General features: G+C 51.7%; 11 protein-coding genes. All 11 read right to left on the bottom strand.

Annotated elements, in window-relative coordinates; genetic code table 11:
• The gene (locus H6570_01280) at nt 1–1,089 is read right to left on the bottom strand and encodes a DUF5005 domain-containing protein (GenBank protein MCB9317887.1); all 1,089 of its coding nucleotides are present in this window, start codon (nt 1,087–1,089) and stop codon (nt 1–3) included.
• Nucleotides 1,086–4,085 (bottom strand): glycoside hydrolase family 92 protein, encoded by a 3,000-nt coding sequence (locus H6570_01275; protein MCB9317886.1) that lies wholly within the window; start codon nt 4,083–4,085, stop codon nt 1,086–1,088. Before H6570_01275 ends, H6570_01280 begins: the two co-directional genes overlap by 4 nt.
• Before the next feature lie 22 nt (nt 4,086–4,107).
• Nucleotides 4,108–6,423, bottom strand: a complete 2,316-nt coding sequence (locus tag H6570_01270) for a hypothetical protein (GenBank protein ID MCB9317885.1) — start codon at nt 6,421–6,423, stop codon at nt 4,108–4,110.
• Nucleotides 6,420–7,514: an ROK family protein gene (locus tag H6570_01265; protein ID MCB9317884.1), complete on the bottom strand. Its 1,095-nt coding sequence runs from the start codon at nt 7,512–7,514 to the stop codon at nt 6,420–6,422. Before H6570_01265 ends, H6570_01270 begins: the two co-directional genes overlap by 4 nt.
• Nucleotides 7,511–8,896 (bottom strand): sugar porter family MFS transporter, encoded by a 1,386-nt coding sequence (locus H6570_01260; GenBank protein MCB9317883.1) that lies wholly within the window; start codon nt 8,894–8,896, stop codon nt 7,511–7,513. The genes H6570_01265 and H6570_01260 overlap by 4 nt, the downstream gene beginning before the upstream one ends.
• The gene (locus H6570_01255) at nt 8,874–10,616 is read right to left on the bottom strand and encodes a class I mannose-6-phosphate isomerase (protein ID MCB9317882.1); all 1,743 of its coding nucleotides are present in this window, start codon (nt 10,614–10,616) and stop codon (nt 8,874–8,876) included. The genes H6570_01260 and H6570_01255 overlap by 23 nt, the downstream gene beginning before the upstream one ends.
• A gap of 16 nt (nt 10,617–10,632) precedes the next feature.
• Nucleotides 10,633–12,126 carry a RagB/SusD family nutrient uptake outer membrane protein gene (locus H6570_01250; GenBank protein MCB9317881.1) on the bottom strand — a complete coding sequence of 498 codons (1,494 nt, stop codon included), beginning with the start codon at nt 12,124–12,126 and terminating at the stop codon, nt 10,633–10,635.
• Complete coding sequence (locus H6570_01245) at nt 12,126–15,188, bottom strand: TonB-dependent receptor (GenBank protein MCB9317880.1); 3,063 nt, start codon at nt 15,186–15,188, stop codon at nt 12,126–12,128. The genes H6570_01250 and H6570_01245 overlap by 1 nt, the downstream gene beginning before the upstream one ends.
• A gap of 81 nt (nt 15,189–15,269) precedes the next feature.
• Nucleotides 15,270–16,136 carry a hypothetical protein gene (locus H6570_01240; GenBank protein ID MCB9317879.1) on the bottom strand — a complete coding sequence of 289 codons (867 nt, stop codon included), beginning with the start codon at nt 16,134–16,136 and terminating at the stop codon, nt 15,270–15,272.
• A gap of 270 nt (nt 16,137–16,406) precedes the next feature.
• Nucleotides 16,407–17,504, bottom strand: coding sequence for a DUF5005 domain-containing protein (locus H6570_01235; protein ID MCB9317878.1), 1,098 nt, complete (start codon nt 17,502–17,504; stop codon nt 16,407–16,409).
• Nucleotides 17,501–18,250 (bottom strand): GntR family transcriptional regulator, encoded by a 750-nt coding sequence (locus tag H6570_01230; GenBank protein MCB9317877.1) that lies wholly within the window; start codon nt 18,248–18,250, stop codon nt 17,501–17,503. Before H6570_01230 ends, H6570_01235 begins: the two co-directional genes overlap by 4 nt.
• Nucleotides 18,251–18,255 lie beyond the last annotated feature (5 nt).

Here is an 18,255-nt window from a genome sequence, read left to right as displayed (position 1 = left end):
CTATTCTATTTTCCAATGATCTATTTTCACAAAATAAGGGCGGTACTTGTCTGCATCCCGGAGCAAATCCTGCCAGTCAAAGCTGTTGACATTGTACGATATCAATAAAGAGTCGGAATAGACGCCTGTGTGTGCAAAAGCATTGTACGTAAAAATATTCCCAACTGACTCGGGAGTACAGTAGACGATCCGCGCATCCCCAAAGGGGCCCTGGGGAAACGAGCTGGTGTACAAATAAATCTCCTTGCCGAATAAATTATTCTGGGTCAGCAGGTAGTAAACATTTCCGTCGCGAAAGACCGAAAACTGTTCGGAGATGCTGTTAAATACCGGTGATGCCCTATCCGGCTCCGGTTCCCATTGGCCATCGCTGAAGTATTCCCAGGGATCAGACAAGTCGGCATTGCTGCGGGCGACATACAGGGATTTATTGATCCCTGCGGAGACCACCCCATAGATGTAGGTGTAGTCCTCATCCTCCCACAGGGCAGCGCCCCAGGACTGCTGAGGATGATCGGAGATGCGCCGGGTATTCAGGATCTGCATGGTCGACGGATCGATCTGTAGGAGGTCGATCGAAGTGCGAAAAAAATCCCAGGCACCTCCGGAGGTATTCGAAAATCCGTGCATGAACAGGTACAGGTATCCACCGGCAAAGGTGCCATCGCCCGGCCAGTACCAGTGGCCCGCCTCCGGAGGGATGGCAAACGCTCTGGGCTGACTGGCAGTGCCTCCGTGAAAAGTGGTCAGTTGGTCGCCATCCTGCAGCACCAGGCAGTTATTGATCAGGTTAAACGAAGGTCGCGTACGATCCGGATTGACCTGATTGATGAAGCTATCCCCAAACGCCCATACCCGTCGGTTTCCATCCAGCGCCACCGAATACGTGGCATCACCTCCGGTCCATCCGGTACTTCTGGTAAATAGTTCGTCGTAGGTGAGGTCCGGACAGGCCTGGATGCCCGCATCCCAGCAGACATCCTGCGGACAGGCAGGCTCCGGGGGCTCGATGACCGGCATCGTTGGCTCTTCTTTTTTGCAGCTGAGGCCAGCCAGGAAAACTCCTATGATCAACAGTAACCTTTTCATTTGCCATTGACGTATTGCCGGATGGCATCCACCCACTTCAGGTAGCCCCTGGCATTAATATGCAATCCGTCGATGCTGTATTCCATGTTCATATCCCCCTTGGCGGTGGCGAAGAGGTCGTACAAATCGATGTAGGTCAGATTTTCTTTGCGGCAGATCTCCTGCAGGCGCGTATTGATCTCCCGTAATTTTTCATTGGGGCGCGTGGTATGGATGGCGTCATTGACCGGCAGCTCGGACTGGATGTAGATCTGGGTCTGCGGTGAGGCCTGCCGGATCCGGTCGATGATCTTCTGGTGATTTTCAACCACGTGATCGACGGTCTTACCGTAGGAGATGTCATTGGTCCCAATAAGCAGGAATATTTTAGCCGGTTTGGACTCGACCACTTCATCGAGACGCTCCAGTATGCCATCGGTATCGTCACCGCCGATACCCCGGTTCTTTACATTGGGGTTGCCGCCAAAAAGCTCAAACCATTCGGCGCCGTCGGTGATGCTATTGCCCAGGAAGATGATCTCGCCGGGCGTATTGGGCAGGCTTTCAAAGTGCTCTTTGCGGTGGTAATAATAAGCTTTGATCGCCCGGTTCCACTCCGCCAGTTCTTCGGCAAAGCGGTCGTATTTCATGATGGTGTCGATCTCCTCCTTACTGAGAATCGTTGAAAGCGAAGGCGGCGCGTCGGCATCCTTGCTGCCCCACCCCTTATTGGGTTCCGGTCCCATGACCAGGTGTAACTCACCTCCCTTGACCAGGTCCCGGTGATAAAACCAGGGACCGGTAAGCGGCTGTCCATTGAGGGAAGCTGACTGGATGTAGATGTTTTGAGCGGATACATTTTCGGCGGTGATGGTAAAGGTCTTCCCGGGATAATAGTTGGGGTCCAGCTGAATGACGGCTTTTTGAAATTTCGGCGTTCCAATCTCATAGACCGGATCGATGGCAGCGCCGCCATCCATTTCAAAAAGACCCAGGGCGCTCATCGCATACCAGGCGCCCATCTGGCCCTGGTCTTCATCGCCCAGCCAGCCATTCATAGGGCTGTCACCGTAATATTTGTTCATGATCTCGTTGGCCCAGTATTCCGCCAGCCAGGGTTTTCCGGAATAGTTGAAGAGGTAGGCAGCTTCCATATTGGGCTGGTTGCCATGGTTTACCGGCAAAATACCCATGCCCTCCAGTGAATTGGATCCCAGGTCCTCACTGTTAAAGTTATGCGGTGCGGATGTCTCAAACCCTTCCTCCAGGCGCCGGTTGAATTCATCCTTGCCCATCAGATCGATCAGGCCATGCAGGTCGTGCGGTACAAAATAGGTATACTGCCAGGCGTTGCCTTCTACATAGCCCGAGCCTAGCCAGGCCACGTCGCCAAAGGGAGAAAAGGGTCCCCATGTACCGTCCTTGTTTTTGCGACGCATGTAACCGACCTCCGGGTCAAAGACATTCTTGTAGTTGAATGCGCGTTTGGTGAAGCTCTTAAAGTCCTTTTCATTGCCCAAAGCCTTGGCCATCTGTCCTACGCACCAGTCGTCGTAAGCATACTCCAGTGTATTGGACACCGGTCCATTTTCATCCGGCACATAACCAAGCGCTTTGTAATCATCGAGGTTCCGGTTGCCTACATAACCGCCCGCATCATGAGCATGACCCTGCTCGGTCTGGAGTTTGACGATAGCCTTGTACATTTTATCCACGTCGTAATTCCGGATGCCCTTCATGTAGGCATTGGTCAGGAGGGATATCTGATGCGATGCAACCATAATGCCCGAATATTCGATACCGGTGGGTCCTTTCGGGAGCCAGCCTCCCCGGTCGCTGATCTCCAGCATGCTGACGACCCAGTTATTGGCTATTTGCGGGGTCACCAGCGACCACAGGGGGTTGATGTTCCAGAAGGTGATCCAGTAGCCATCACTGCCATAGATGGGTTGCCCTTCCGGCATTTGCTGGACTTTCTCGTACATATCCACGTATTTGCCGTTCACATCACTCCAGGTGGTCCGGCCGCAATAGGCACGGTAGAGATTGGTGTAAAATTTCTTTTTCAGGGTTTCGTCAGGGGTTGTAACCGATACACGGGAAAGCAGGTCATTCCATTCGTTCTGGCTGTCTTCCACCACTTTGTCAAAATCCCAGTTGAACGGATCCAGCTCAGTCTCGAGATTCAAGCGGGCCTGTTCGATGCTGACGAGTGAAATGCCAACCTGCATCAAAATTTGTTCGCCTTTTTGGGTCTTAAATTCCAGAAATGCACCGGTGTCCTTATGCCCGAAACCCGAACTGATGAAGTCCTGGTTGCGGATGATGTCTTCTTTCACCCAGCCATTCAATGAAGTGAAGGGCTTGTTGAAACGGACCACAAAATGCAGGATGTATTCGTTGAAGCCGGCCTTTCGATGGGCTGTCTGGTAACAAATACCTTCTATCTCGGTGTCCGACACTTTCTTGAAATGGGAATAGTCGATCTCATAACCATATTCCGATGGCGTCACCAGATCCAGCAGGATGCGTGCAGAGTCCGATTGGGGAAAGGTGTACCGGTGGAATCCTGTCCTGGTAGTCGTCGTCAACTCGGCTTTGACATCGTAATCATCGAGATATACCGAATAGTAGCCCACCTTTGCGACTTCATTCTGGTGTGAAAAATGGGAGCGGTATCCGCGTTCCGGATGTTTTTCGGTTCCCGGGTCAATCTTCAGCGGCCCGGTGGTCGGCATGGCAAGCAGTCCGGCCATGGTCCACGAATGGATGTGGCTGAATCCGGCGATGTTGTCCAACTCGTATTCGTAGCCCGCTTTCCAACCCAATTCCTGGTTATCGGGACTCAGCTTGACCATACCAAAAGGCCGGGAAGGCCCGGGAAAACAAATCCATCTTGAATTGTGGGAGCCGATCATCGGGTCGGCATAATCCACCGGCCTTAATTCCTGGCCAGAAAGAAAGGCTAAGGGAATCCAGAAAGTCAGTAGCAGTATATAAGGTTTGCGTCTCATCATGGTCTTGTATTTAATGCCGGAGTTATTCTTTGGTCATGACCACTCCTTTATTTCCTTGTGTCAACGTATAATATGCTCCGCGGTACCGGACATGGTACAGCGTACCTTCAAACGTCCAATCGCCGTTGTTATGGATGGGGTCACCGCTGACGCCCGGGTAAAAGCCAAAAAAGTCTTTCAGCATTACCTGCGACATGGCGATGCCCGCGGAGGATTCACGATTGTGCCAGCCCCGTTTTGCGATGCGTACTTTTCCATTGTGTTTCCATTTGTTCTCACCCCAGATCTCATGCGCCTGAGCCCAGATGCCTTCGTGGGTGACAGGTTCGATGGCATGGTAAAAATCCAGCGCTTTCTGGGGGAAGCCCAGCTGGACCAGGGCATCCATGGTTCCGGCCGGCCATCCGTCGAAGGCACCCAATGGTCCGTGATCGGGACGGTCTGAGTCGGCAGCAGCCACATCCTCGACGGATTGAGCCCGCATCCAATGATCGACCATCAGCTCGCGGTAGACAAAATTCATCATCTCTTCTTTGATCTTAGGTGGAATGTCTTTTGGAATATAGCGGCCCATGAACATAAAATCCAGGCTGTGCCGCACTTCTATCTTCGATCCATCGGGATACAGGCTGTACCAGACGCCATTGCCCGCATACAATTTTAACAGTTGGGTGACCAGTCCCTGCGCTTTTTCATCCAGTTCCTGCGCACGGTCATTCTGCCCTTCCTGGCGATAAAAGTCAGCCAGTCCACGCATCATCCAGATGTATCCGGCATTAAAAGAAGGCACGATGTGTTTGTAGGTGGGCACACATTCAAGGAGGTTCCATTCGTCATCGCCGAAATCAGCCAGCTTATAGACCTCGTCCATACCCTCCTGATAGATGGAGATGCGCTCCCAGTTCGTGGCGTAATCGTCGAGGTGCTGAAGGATGGATTTTCCTTCCACTTCCTCATGCAGGAAGGCAAAGTCACCGGTCACGGTCACATAGGCCCGAATCAACTGAAACAAGGCCCAGAAATTAGCAGAATAACCATTCCCCACCCCTTGTCCGCCGAAATTATCCTTGCCATAGTTTTTGCTGGGGTCGATACGCACCCAATCCAGCAGATGTTCCTTCATCATATCCGGATCAACCGTCGCCCAGAGGGTACTCCATTCGGTGATGTCCCAGAAAAAAGTAATGCTGGCGCCCCAGCGGGGTCCGCCGGTAAGGAACACTTTTTTGTGTTCGGGCAGGTGGGTATTCATCAGGTAGAGCATGGTCAGCGGGCCGGTGTAATAGACCCTTCTTGCCAGGGAATCCGGCGTTTTCAGAATGGGGAAAGCGGCCGACAGGATGTCATTTCCCGGCGTGAAAATGGCCTTCCAGCGGCGCTGCCATTCGGTCTCGATGTTATTCCATTGGGTGGTAAAATCGGTGGTGGCCGCATCCAGTTTTTGCCGCACTTCGGTAGCATCTTTACCCCATGCCATGGCATACCGGAAGCCAACGGTTTCTCCCGGATTGGCGGTCATCGTAAACCGGGAGGTGGCTCCGGCCTGGTGTGCGATCACGGTATCCGGGTTAAACAAGAGTTTAAAACCCGTCACGGTACCCGTCTGAACCTGGGTAACCAGGATGACCTGATTCTGAACTTCGGTGTGGTAATCGGTGCTGGCCATGACCTCCAGGTCGGTGGGCCATTTCGCCAGTTTCCGGGTAGGCGTCGGTACGCCGTTGATCAGTTCCACCACATCCGCTTCGGCCTGGTAGATCCCGGTTCCCAGATGGTCCCGCATATTCTCTATGATGTCGTCCCGCTTCGTGGTCATGGAATCCAGGGTGGGATACGGATACCACCATTGCCATTCACGGCCGGGATAGGCATTCATGAAACCAATGTGGTCCAGGGACAGCTCATAACGCCGGGACGAATCCTGCGTGTTTTTCAATTGGACATCCCATAAGACCACCGGCTCATCGGGTATCATCCGGGTGGCGCTGTTTATTTCATAATTAGCCTGAACAGACCTGCGCAGCGCCTGATAGGGCTGCCAGCGAAAATGTGTCATCAGCGGTGTCTCGCCATCCACCTGTAAGGTACCGGTATGATAGCCCCCGGAATAAGGTGCATCAGCCAGCCAGCTGAGGGAAACCATGTCTTTATTGACCAATGCCTGAGCCCGAAAGTTTCGAAGCGAAGGCTCCATATCCACGGTGTCCACCGAGACCCAGTTGGCATCCATCGCTTCCAGAGAAGGCACATAAACCAATGGATCCGGCTTTTCATCCGGAGAACAGGAACCAAGCAGCAGGACGGTCAATCCAACAACAGGTGCAATAACTGATTTCATACGGAGCGGTTAAGTTGACGAAGGGCAAAGGCATAAGCACCCAATGCCGTCGACCGGGAGACGCCGTGCTTCGAGCGTGCGACACCGGAACGGGGCAGCCTGTCGTAATGCAGGACCAGGCTGGTATCCGGTACGCGAACCGGTATCGGGTCACCGGCAGCGAAGGTGGCCATTTCCTGCGGATCTTCGAGGTTGAAAAGACGGAAAGAAAGGCGGTCCTGAGTCTGGCCGGAAGCACTCTCATACGGACGGTTGATCTCCCGGAACATGGCTCCGGCGAACAGGTCCCAGGCACCGGTCAGGCCTCCACCGATCACGGTGATGCCATCGACAAGGGTCACGATATTGACCAGCGAAGCCCCCAAAGCCTGTCCGAACAGCTCAAAAGATTGTAAAGCGGCCTCCTGATTCCCCACAGTCTGGCCACAGGCAATCCGGTATATGTTTTCGGGCGTCTGCGGGCCCGGATCGGAGCTGCAGAGATTCCGGTATTCCCGGATGATAGCCCGCGTACTCACGCTTTCTTCTGCATTCCAGGCGGGGTGGTATTTGTTGATGGTGTTGTGGATCTCTGCTCCCGATGAATTATCACCGATCATCATCTGTCCGTCGATGACGATGCCACACCCGAAGCCGGTCCCCAGGGTGATGCCGATGAGGTTGTGGTATTCGCGACTGCTTCCCATTTCTTTCAGGCTGTGGTTCAATTCCGGTAGGTATCCGGACCGGGCTTCACCGGCAGCGAAAAGGTTCGCGTCGTTGTTGATGTACACCGGTACATTGAACTCTTTTTGCAAAATGTGTTTCAGCGGTACGGGTCGGTCGAAGGCCGGGAAATTGGGCAGTTTGCCGATAATGCCTTGCGGATAGTCGGCCGGGCCCGGAAAGCCAAAGCTGATGGCATCAAAAACGCCCACCTGATCTTTCAGGTTAATAAAGCCCCTGATGATATTATCCAGACACGCTGGCAAGTCGTCTGCATGGGTCGGTAATGTGATGGTATCGGCTATTTCCTGATCTTCTTTCAGGGCGGAAAATACCAGGTTGGTCCCACCGGCATCCAGGGTCAATATGGTGGGGAGGGTTTTCATGCGTGATCATTTCCTTTCCAGTAATGCTCGATTTCTTCCAGGGTCTTACCTTTTGTCTCGGGTATCTTGAAATAGGTAAACAGAAGGAGGATCACTGCATTGACTGCAAAGATCCAGAAGGTAGGAGCGCCACCAAACCGATCCAACAGAACCGGAGTGAACTGGGTAATAAGGACCACGCCAATCCATAACGTGAACGTAGCGAACGACATGGCGATACCCCGGGTCTTGGTCGGGAATATTTCCGAGATGATCACCCATGGAATAGGTCCAAGAGATGAAGCAAAGCTGGCGATAAATCCCAGAATGAAGAACAACAGCAGAGGTCCTGAATTCAACTCAAAATGAAATACGATGCCCACCCCGATCAGACAGATGGCCATCCCGGAAACACCCCACAACAACAACTTGCGGCGGCCCACCTGGTCGATGAATTTGATGGCCACAAAGGTGAAGATGGTATTGATGATCCCGATGATCAGGGTCTGAAACAGCGCTGAGTCGGTGCCGAAACCAACATTTTTAAATATTTCCGGCGCGTAATAGATGATGGCGTTGATCCCGGTTATCTGAGAGAACAAAGCCAGAAACATACCAACCAACATCGCTGTCCGTAACCCGGGGGCAAACAACTCTTTGATGGTGCCTTTTTCCTGACGCAGGGTAGACTTTACTTCGTCCAGCACAGCTGCTGCCTTTGCTGGTCCGTTGATACGTTCCAAGATGCCCAGTGCTTCCTGATCCCGGTTTTTCCCGGCCAGCCAGCGCGGGCTTTCGGGCACAAAGAATAGGGCGACCAAAAACAACAGTGCCGGTATCGCCTCTGACCCCAGCATCAGACGCCAGCCGGTCTCCAGATTCCAGGCTTCACTGCCCATGCCGGCGATCTTTAGATTGACAAAATAGATCAGGTTGATTCCCAGCACAATAGCCAACTGGTAAAGGGTTACCAGCATGCCGCGCTTATCGGCAGGAGCCAGTTCAGAGATGTACATGGGTGACAGCATGGAGGCGGCGCCTACGCCTACCCCACCGATAAACCGTGCCAGTACAAACTGGGTCAGGTTATTGGGAAGCGCTGATCCGATGGCAGAAATGGCAAACAGCACCGCCGTAACCAGTAAGACCTTTTTACGCCCAAGGCGGTCACTCAGGAAACCGGCAAACATGGCTCCGAATACACAGCCCCAGATGGCACTGGAAGCCGCCCATCCGGTCAGGGCAGGAGTCAACTGGAATTTAGTCTCGATGGAACCGATGGCTCCGGCGATTACGGCAGTATCGTAACCAAACAACAAACCTCCCAGGGCTGCTACTGCTGTGATGAAGTACACATAGCGCACACCCGATGCGCCCGGATTATTGGTTTTCATTTCTGACATAGGCTTTAATCGTGGCTATTTGCTTTCCTTCACTTGGCCCGTACGGACGGACCGTATATTTTCCGATTCGGGCGGGCAGGATAAATGCTTCCGCATAGTTGACCACAAAGGGGGCAAATGCAGACTCCGGGCTCTCCACGATGGCCTGATCTCCTTCGATCAGCATCATTACATTGAGGTTGCCTTTGGTATCGTGATCCACCGGTCCCGTCTGCCAGTGCCGGCGGGTCTCGATGAATTCCAACTCATGCAAGCCCGTGGATTCTTCCCGGTAGCCGGAACATTTATGAAGTGTCCGGGTGTGATTGATCAGGTTGGACCGGGTCCACTCCTTTTGCCGGTCCCACTGCATCACGTCCAGTCCGCGGTCGATGTTGATGGGTCGAGGCTTGCCATCCATCCCCAGTCGCCCCCAATCCCACAGTTTAAAGGTGAAGATGTAAGGAGTGGCGCTGATCTCCAGGACCATGCAACCTTTGCCAGAGCAATGGATGGTACCGGCTGGTATCAGGAAATGGTCGTGCTTCTTAGCCGTCCAACACTCTACATATTTTTCGGCATCAAAAGTACCAGAGTCCTGTGCCTGACGTAAGTCCTCAATTACCTCCGAGGGGTCTACCCCGGTCTTGAATCCAAGATAGACCTTGGCTTCTTCATCAGCATCCAGGATGTAATAGCTCTCGTCCTGGGTATAATTCAGCCCGAATTCACGCTTGATATATTCGGTCAGCGGATGTACTTGCAGACTGAGATTACCTCCGTGGATGGTGTCCAGGAAGTCAAAGCGGATCGGGAACTCTTCGCCAAACCGGCTGCGAACCTGCCAGCCGAGCAGTTCATCCGGCCGAAAGAAAACTGCATTGATGGAAGGCATCTCAAAGAGGTCACCGCCAATATCCAGGAGCAGGCTATTCTCTTCCGGCACACAGTTGAAACACCACGCAAAATTGGGTGCTTCGGGATCAAGGTCAAACTGCCTGCGCATCCATTCCCCACCCCAGGGCCCCGGATCGAAGAAAGGAACCACACTAAAGGGTTGTGCGACCGTTTGATCCAGCGCCGCAGAAAACGTCAAGGCAGTGATCATTTTGGGCGTTGTAGTATTGGTATCGATCCAGAAATCCCATTGATCCACATACCGGCGCTTTAGTTCATCGCATACCCGCCAGTCAATGAAATAGCCTCGCTTATACAGGGTTTCAAAAGGATCAGAGGCATTGTTAAGCCCCAGACTAGCAACCTGTTTCTTGCGCATGCGCAGCTGGATCTCCCAGCGGGCCATGTCGCAATAGACATTCAGGCCGGGAAGACCTGCCGTCACGAGCGAAGCTCCTGGTCCGACTACGAAAACAATGTCCGGTGATTCCTTTAATTCCAGCCTGGCTCGTTTAACTTTATCCGGATCCATAAAATTTTCCATGGTCAGATGGGACATCCGGCCAAAAATCCGGTCTTCGGTAGCATCTTCACGGGTTAGCGCCCGGATGTATGTTTCCCCAAAAAATGAATCTGAGGATGAGACGATCCCGGCCTTCCCGAAGTGGGTTTTCAATACGGCAATTATCCCGTTCACATCTGTGCCGTGATAACATTCTATGGTAATCAGACGGTCATTCCGTTCCCGTACCGCCGTGTCCAGTTGCTCCAGGATGGTTTCCCAGCCGGTATAGCATGGATGGTCGCCCGATATCTTTACTGCTGGGTATTTCGTAAATGTCATTCTTGCCTGTTAGGTTCTAGTAACCGGTGTTCTGCGTCAAATTAGGGTTCAGCCCCCGCTCCCGTTGTGGGATCGGCAGCAAGTTGTGAAATGCCTGAGGGTGGACATTGAGTTTCCCGGAGGCATTCACCGTTTCGACCAGCTTACCCATACGCACCAGGTCGTGGTAGCGCTGTCCTTCCATAACAAATTCCCACTGCCGTTCCTGCAGGATAGCATCCCGGAATGACTGATAATCAAGCCCTGACAAATCCGGCAATATATTCTGCTCTACCGTCCCGTTGAAACGCGCCCGCTTGCGGATGGTATTGATCATTTCATACGCTTTGGTGGTTGGACCATGATTCATCTCATTGAGCGCTTCGGCATAAATGAGCATCACATCCGCCAGCCTGAGGTAGATCACATCCGAGTCGGTATTGTTGCCCCGCGGCTCCGCCTGCTGATCCCAGAATTTTCCGAAATAAGGATCAAAATTGACAGTGGTGCCATCGCTGTAGGTATAGGAAGTAATGAAGGTCACTTTCTTACGCTGGTCCTGCGGGTCGAAACTGTTATACAATTTATCCGTAGGCCGCTCCCAGCCGAAGGCATTTTCAGGGCCTTCTCCATTTTTGTTGAGGTTGGGTGGCAGCAGGCGAACATGGTACTGATTGGGTTTGAACCCCTGGCTTAGTGTGCCGCTGTAGTTTACGGCGAAGATGATCTCTCCGGAGTTGGCATTGGCAATCTTGAACAGGTCGGCAAAATTATCAAAGAGCTTGTAGGCTCCGGAGTTGATAACGATCTCTGCCTGTTTGGCAGCAGCATCGTATTCGCCCATTTCAAGATATACTTTTGACAACAGCGCAGTGCAGGCGAGTGGTGTTGGCCGGCCCATCCCTACGCGATAGGTCGAACTGAGGTGATCCCTGGAGTCTTCCAGGTCGGTGATGATGGCGGCATAGATCTTATCGACCGGATCTCTGGGCACGATGGCATCGGCCAGGTCTGAAGTCTCTTTGAGGATCAAAGGAGCCTCACCATAGAGCCGGACGGCTTCAAAGTACATCATGGCCCGGATGAACTGCGCTTCTGCCACCAGATGATTCCGCCGGGTCACATCCATGTCGATGAGAGGTACCCGGTCGATCACTACATTGGCGGCATAGATGGTCTTGTACAGGTCCTGCCAATAGAGTTCGATCCGCTCGTTCTCAGCGGTGAAAGTAAATTCACTGAGCGTGCGGTAATCCTGATTGGCAATGGTTTCAAGGGCATTATCGGATAATATATCCATGAACACCCAGTAGTCGTTAAAGAAAATCCCACCAAATCCGCGTTCAAAAATGCCTTCGGTACCTACGGTCAGGTATTCGTAGAGGGCATTGGTTGCCGCTACCGCATCACTCTCGGTCTGATAAAAATTAGCCGAATTGATGACGGATTCAGGGGTCTCCTTCAGAAAGTCACAGCTGGGCATGGCAAGCAACAACATGCACACACTCAGCCCTATTTTTATTGTTTTCATCAAAATCCCACGCTTAATCCTGCTGAATAAATCTTCGATGTTGGATAGGACCCAAAATCAGCCCCAAATGCAATGGGGTTGCTCGCAAACCGGTTGACCTCCGGATCGTACCCGGTATATTTGGTAATGGTAACCAGGTTCTTACCGCTAACGAAGACTTTGCAGGAGTTGAATGAAATGTTTTTCTTCTTCAGGATATCTTTTAAATCGTACGACAGGGTAATGTCTTTCAACCGCACATAAGACCCATTTTCCACCTGGTGGTCAGATAGGGTGTTCACCCGCGGCGATACATTGGCTCTTGGGTAGGTATTGCTGGGATTGTCAACTGTCCAGCGCTCCAGTGCAGCCGTCGAGTTATTCTGATTGCCATCGAAACTCTCCAGCGTGAATTTGTTGAAATTGACCAGCTCATTGCCTACCACACCCTGAATGAAAAAACTCAGGGTAAGATTCTTGTAAGCAAGGCTGTTGTTCATCCCGAAGCTGAAATCCGGGTTCGCATTGCCTAGTGGCACAATGTCCAGTTCATTGAGCTTGCCGTCCCCATTTTGATCCACATATTTGCGATCACCTTGTGATGGCCGGTAGTCGTTAAAATACGGCACCTGTTCCGGGTCTTCATTCGACTGGATGATGCCATCGGTCTGGTAGCCATAGAAGGTGCCGATGGGCTGTCCGGCCCGGATCACGGTCCAACCGGTAATACCCAGCAATGGTTCGGCAGGGATGCCTTCATCACTATTCAGGTCAAGTACTTTGTTCCGGTTGAACGCCATATTAAAGCTGGAATTCCAACCCAGCACTCCGGTTGTATTCACGGTATTGACGGAGAATTCAAACCCGCGGTTTTCCATCGTACCTACATTAAAGAATGCCGATGAAAATCCGGAGGTATATGGCACGGGAGCATTGAGAAGCAAATCACTTGTTTTTTTATAATACACGTCGGCAACCAAGGAGATACGATTGTTTAAAAATCCTACATCCAGACCCAGGTCATACTGGGTAGTCGTTTCCCACTTCAGGTCGTCATTCTGCCGCGTTGCCGGACCTGAACCTTTGGCTATCTCTTTCTCTCCAAAATAAGCCTCGGTCGTTTCCAGCAGTCCCAAGGAACTGTAGGGAGGTATGCCTTCGTTTCCGACGATGCCAAATCCCGTACGCAGTTTAAAGTCGCTGAGGTAATCCACATTTTTCAGGAAGTCCTCCTCTTTCATCCTCCAGGCAAAAGCCAGTGAAGGAAAGACCCCGTATTTGTTGCCGGCTCCAAACTTGGATGAACCATCGACACGGGTGGATGCGGTGATCAGGTATTTGTCGCTGAGCGTGTAATTGACCCGGCCCAGGAAGGACTGAAGCTGCCAGGCACTGGTACCGTTAAAGATCAGCGTCTTGTCAGCACCTACCTGAACTGCATTGTATCCCAGCCGGTTATCGCTGAAATCCGAAGTTGCAGCAAAGAGGAACTCGTTCCGGTAGGCCTGCATGGAATGGCCCAGGACAGCCTGGATGTTGTGCTGATTGAATCTCCGGTTGTAATTGATGGTGTTCTCCCACAGCCAGTTGATGCCCTGCTGATCGGCCAGCGTAGCCTGACCGTTAGCGGCCTGGCCGCGCTTGATGTCGTTGGGCACAAAGCCCTTTTCACTGGTGATGACGGCGTCGGTGCCAATGGACGTTTTAACACTGATGTGATCATTCACATTGGCTGACAAATAGACATTACCCAACAGCCGCGTTGAGGAGCTGACTTGTTGTGTCAGCAATGCATCGGCCACAGGGTTACCCACCGAAGGTTGGCTGGTATTGTTCTGGAAAGTAAATGTACCGTCACTGGAATAAACCGGCAATCCAGGATTGAATATCAGTGCCCAGGATGTCACGCTGGAGGGAATAGCTCCTTCCGCATCGGTGACGACGCCCTGGAGGCGGCCATGATTCAGGTTGAGGCTGGTACCCAGCGTAAACCGGTCGCTGAGCTTCTGATCCAGATTGAGGCGAAAATTGCCTTTCTGATAATCCGAGTTGATGATGATACCATCCTGCTGGAACAGGTTTGCCGAAACCGAATAAGTCGTGTTTTCATTACCACCGCGCGCTGAGATCTGCAGGTTGTGCATAGGAGCCTGCCGGAAGATCTGATCCTGCCAGTCGGTGCCCTCGCCGAGGTTGACCGGGCTGGCATAGATGGTCCTGCGGGGAGCACCGGCATTGTCGGTGGCTTCATTGCCCAGTTCGGCGAGCTGACGCGCATTGAGCATTGGGATCTTGCGCCGCAATTCCTGCAGGCTGTAATTGTAATCCACCGATACATTTCGTGTGCCTGCCTTACCCCGCTTGGTGGTCACGATGATCACCCCGTTAGCCCCCCGGGTACCGTAGATGGCAGTCGCAGAGGCATCTTTCAGGATCTCGATGGATTCGATGTCCGAGGGATTGATGCTTTGCAGTGGATTAAGGGAAGGACCGGTCACCGCCCCGACATTGCTTTCCGGCACGATGAATACGCCGTCAATGACGTAGAGCGGCTCGTTATTCCCGTTGATGGAATTGGTACCCCGGATGCGGATGGTCGAGGGTGCTCCCGGTTGTCCGGAACTCATGCTGACCACCACGCCGGCAGCCTTGCCCTGGATGCCCTGATCGATAGAGGACACCGCCGTATTCATAAAATCCTCCGATTTGATGGAAGAAATGGAACCGGTGAGGTCGCTCTTTTTCACAAAACCGTAGCCGATCACCACCACTTCTCCCAGGTCCACGTTGTCCTCCAGCAGCAAGACATTCAGCATCGTGTCGGCATGAATGGTAAATTCCTGCGCCACGTATCCTACATAGGTTACGGCCAGCACAGAGTTAGCCGGTACCGTCAGTGAAAAATGACCATCCAGGTCGGTGATGGTTCCCGTGGAGGTGCCCTTCACGGCAACGCTGGCTCCGATGAGCGGCTCCCTGACATCCGAGACCGTACCGCTTACCTGGTACGACTGGGCGCTAAGCACCTGTATGCCGCACAGCAGCAACAGGCCCCAGCGAAGGAGACATTGCAATTTTTTCATGGCAAAACCTTTGAACGGATTGATGGTAATCACCAGCGCCTGCGGCTCCGGTTTGCCCGAAAGCCTTCAGCTTATGCCAAATCAGTTACCACTCAAATCAACTTCGATACACGTTCCTGCAGGTCCGGTGGCATCGTCATCCGGTCCGGCCTGATAAGGGTCAAACGAAGATGTTTTAGCGACGGCAACCAGACGTTTTTCATAGGCTTCCACCGGATCGTAAGATGGATCAAAGATATCCAGGCCACGATAGGTCACGTTAGCGTATAATTTCTCGTTGTCCAGCACCGTGATATTTAGGGTATCAATGACCGATTCGCCAAATGCACCGGTGCGGCTCATCAACAGACGCATCGAAGTTTCATTCAGGTTGTAGTAGCAGTAGTTAAACCAAATGTCGCTGAAGTCATCCACTTTGGCTCCGATGGATTTGTTGTAAGTACCATCATCATTAAAGCGATAGACGTCATCGGTGTAGACATCGTTGATGTCATTGGTATTGGTCTTCTTGCGGATTTCCTCCGTAAGTTTCCAGTTGTATTTTCTCAATAACTGGATCGGGGTCAGCTCCACATCAATGACCAGTTCTTTTTCGGCGGTGTTGCCCCGTGAATCGGTCAATAAGAAATTCAATGTGGTGATGTGGTCCGCGTCGTCAAGCGTTACGGTGTACTTATAAGGAATCGAATTGCTGGTAAGAGCGGTAATGTTATCGGTGCTCTGCGAACTTCCATCCCAAAGTTTGGTAACAACCAGGCTTTTCGCTTCCGGGTCTGCGGAGATGGTCACAGTCACATCAACTTCGTCACCAGGTGAAGCGGTCACGGAAGTTGTCGACAGCGAAATGGTCGGGTCCGTAAAGTTCTCTTCCTTCTTGCAGGAGGATACCAGGACCATTCCAATCAGGGTAAGGCACACACCAAGTGTGATTAATTTATTGCTTCTCATATCCAAAAGAATTTTGTTTTGCTTAAAGATAAAATGTCCATATGTATGTACATAATGTTTTTAATTATTTAACGGCGAATTCCCGAATTTATTCCGGTCACTTTTAAAGCCGGGAAGCTAGCCGGTAAAAAAGTTAAATGGATTCAGTATACCAATAAGTCGATGGATTGAGGACAGTTACCTCAAAATAGATCATCAAATAGTTAGAATACAACATTTAATACATTAACTATTATTAAAATTTAAAGTCCTGGTTCACCCGCCGGTACATTACTCTCCAAGGATCAATTCCATAGGTACCCGGATGAACCTGGGCCGATAGATCAGGGCATCTGCAAAGTGGTCTTCCAGCCTTGATGAGTTGGTATTGTATGAAATAAGCAGACAACTGTCTTTCATGAACTGGGGATGAGCCAGTGCATTGTAGGTAAACAGGTTTGTCGAATCGGGCAAGGGGGTCTCATAGATGAGCTTACCCTCAGACCAGGGGCCCACCGGCGTATCGGCTATATGCGCAAAGATCTTCCGGCCAAGATGCCCTTCCTGCATGATCATAATGAATTTCTGACGATAGGGAAAAACGCTGAACTGTTCCGAGCCGGAAAAATCGACCATCGGACGTGCGTCTGCAAATTCATCCGTCCATCCTTGTCCCGTAAAATATTGCCATTTGCCCAGGATGTTGCCGGCTTTCGCGCGGGCGGCGTGGGCAAAGCCATCTTTCAGTCCGTAGATGTAGGTAAAGGAGTCGGTCTCACATATGGCATGACCAAAGTGAATTTCATTGAAGTTACCCAAAGAGATCGTCCGTAGTTCCTGAATCTCTGGCAAACCAAACTCCACCACATCAGTTCCCTCAAACCGGAAATCCCACATCCCGGTATCAATCTGGGTAAATCGGCTATTGAACACATAAAGCTTTCCATGTTCAACGAGTGCATCACCGGGCCAATACCAAAGTTCCAGCTCAGTCTTTCCCGAACTGCCATCACGTACTTCCGGAGGGATCATCATCGATTTAAACTCCGACGCCTTACCCTGCTGCAGTGTGATCCGCTCTTTCCCGTTAAACACGACGAACGAGTTTCGGATGTACAAAGGAGTGGTCTTGTGCCGCGTATTACCTGGCGCCAGGTTACCGATAAAGGTATCCCCAAAGATCCAAACCGTTCGTCCGTCCGGCAACACCTGAGAATACACACCATCACCGCCGGCAAAACCAATGGTATCCGGCAGAAACCGGTTTTCAAATGCAGTATCTTCGGTGACGCTGCGTACGTCAACAGCAGCATGTCCGGAAGAAGAGGTATCCGACTTGCACATGACGATACCCAAAGACATTATGATGCACCAGGTCGATATTCTCATAGTTCGCGTTCGCTTTCGACGGTGTAGATAATGCTGTCGGATTTGTAATAGCCGATGTTGTATTCAATGGGCCGACGTCCCGGGTCGTAGACAAACCGTTTCCGCTTTAATATGGGCAATGCCACTTCTATTCCCAGTTTTTGAGCGATCAATCCGTCGGCGGCCATGGCGGTGATCTCCTCGATGCTCAGCTTGGCATAGACTGAGAATTTGTTTTCCAGCAGCTCATAGAGGGGCTGCGTAAAATCTTCATCGCCGGTCAGGCCGATGGTGGGGCTGAAATAGGAGATAAAATACACGAAGGGGCGGTCTTCATTGCCCCGTACGCGCTCCATTCTAAGCAATTTGGTCCCCTCAGGTACGGTGAAAAAATTAGCTACTTCTTCCGGCGCTTCTTCCCATTCCAGATTGATCGAATAATTGACCACTTTGATGCCTTTCGACTTCATCTCCTGCGTGAAACTCAACCAGTTCTTGGCTTTACTGTCGACCGGACGGTAAACCATGGTGCCTACGCCTTTTTTCCGGTAGAGCAATCCTTCGTACACCAGTTTATTGGTGGCCTGACGCAGGGTGCTTCGGGAAATGCCCAATTGGCGGGCCAGGCTCACTTCATTGGGAAGGAGCTTGCCTTGCTGGTAATCGGGCAATGCGATCATCCGCCGCAGCAAGTCTTCGACCTGGACGTGCAGTGGAAGCGGACTCTTGTGATCTATTTCAATTTTTACTTCTTCCTTTTTACTCATTCCAA

This window comes from Lewinellaceae bacterium (assembly GCA_020636135.1).
In the GTDB taxonomy this organism is placed as follows: domain Bacteria; phylum Bacteroidota; class Bacteroidia; order Chitinophagales; family Saprospiraceae; genus JAGQXC01.
Note: the sequence above shows the minus strand (reverse complement) of the source record. Positions and strands in the feature narration are given on the sequence as shown.

What these genes read in the sequence shown, in the direction of transcription:
- H6570_01280 (MCB9317887.1), bottom strand. Translation starts at nt 1,089, where the DNA reads ATGAAAAGGTTACTGTTGATCATAGGAGTTTTCCTGGCTGGCCTCAGC.
- H6570_01275 (MCB9317886.1), bottom strand. Translation starts at nt 4,085, where the DNA reads ATGATGAGACGCAAACCTTATATACTGCTACTGACTTTCTGGATTCCC.
- H6570_01270 (MCB9317885.1), bottom strand. Translation starts at nt 6,423, where the DNA reads ATGAAATCAGTTATTGCACCTGTTGTTGGATTGACCGTCCTGCTGCTT.
- H6570_01265 (MCB9317884.1), bottom strand. Translation starts at nt 7,514, where the DNA reads ATGAAAACCCTCCCCACCATATTGACCCTGGATGCCGGTGGGACCAAC.
- H6570_01260 (MCB9317883.1), bottom strand. Translation starts at nt 8,896, where the DNA reads ATGTCAGAAATGAAAACCAATAATCCGGGCGCATCGGGTGTGCGCTAT.
- H6570_01255 (MCB9317882.1), bottom strand. Translation starts at nt 10,616, where the DNA reads ATGACATTTACGAAATACCCAGCAGTAAAGATATCGGGCGACCATCCA.
- H6570_01250 (MCB9317881.1), bottom strand. Translation starts at nt 12,126, where the DNA reads ATGAAAACAATAAAAATAGGGCTGAGTGTGTGCATGTTGTTGCTTGCC.
- H6570_01245 (MCB9317880.1), bottom strand. Translation starts at nt 15,188, where the DNA reads ATGAAAAAATTGCAATGTCTCCTTCGCTGGGGCCTGTTGCTGCTGTGC.
- H6570_01240 (MCB9317879.1), bottom strand. Translation starts at nt 16,136, where the DNA reads ATGAGAAGCAATAAATTAATCACACTTGGTGTGTGCCTTACCCTGATT.
- H6570_01235 (MCB9317878.1), bottom strand. Translation starts at nt 17,504, where the DNA reads ATGAGAATATCGACCTGGTGCATCATAATGTCTTTGGGTATCGTCATG.
- H6570_01230 (MCB9317877.1), bottom strand. Translation starts at nt 18,250, where the DNA reads ATGAGTAAAAAGGAAGAAGTAAAAATTGAAATAGATCACAAGAGTCCG.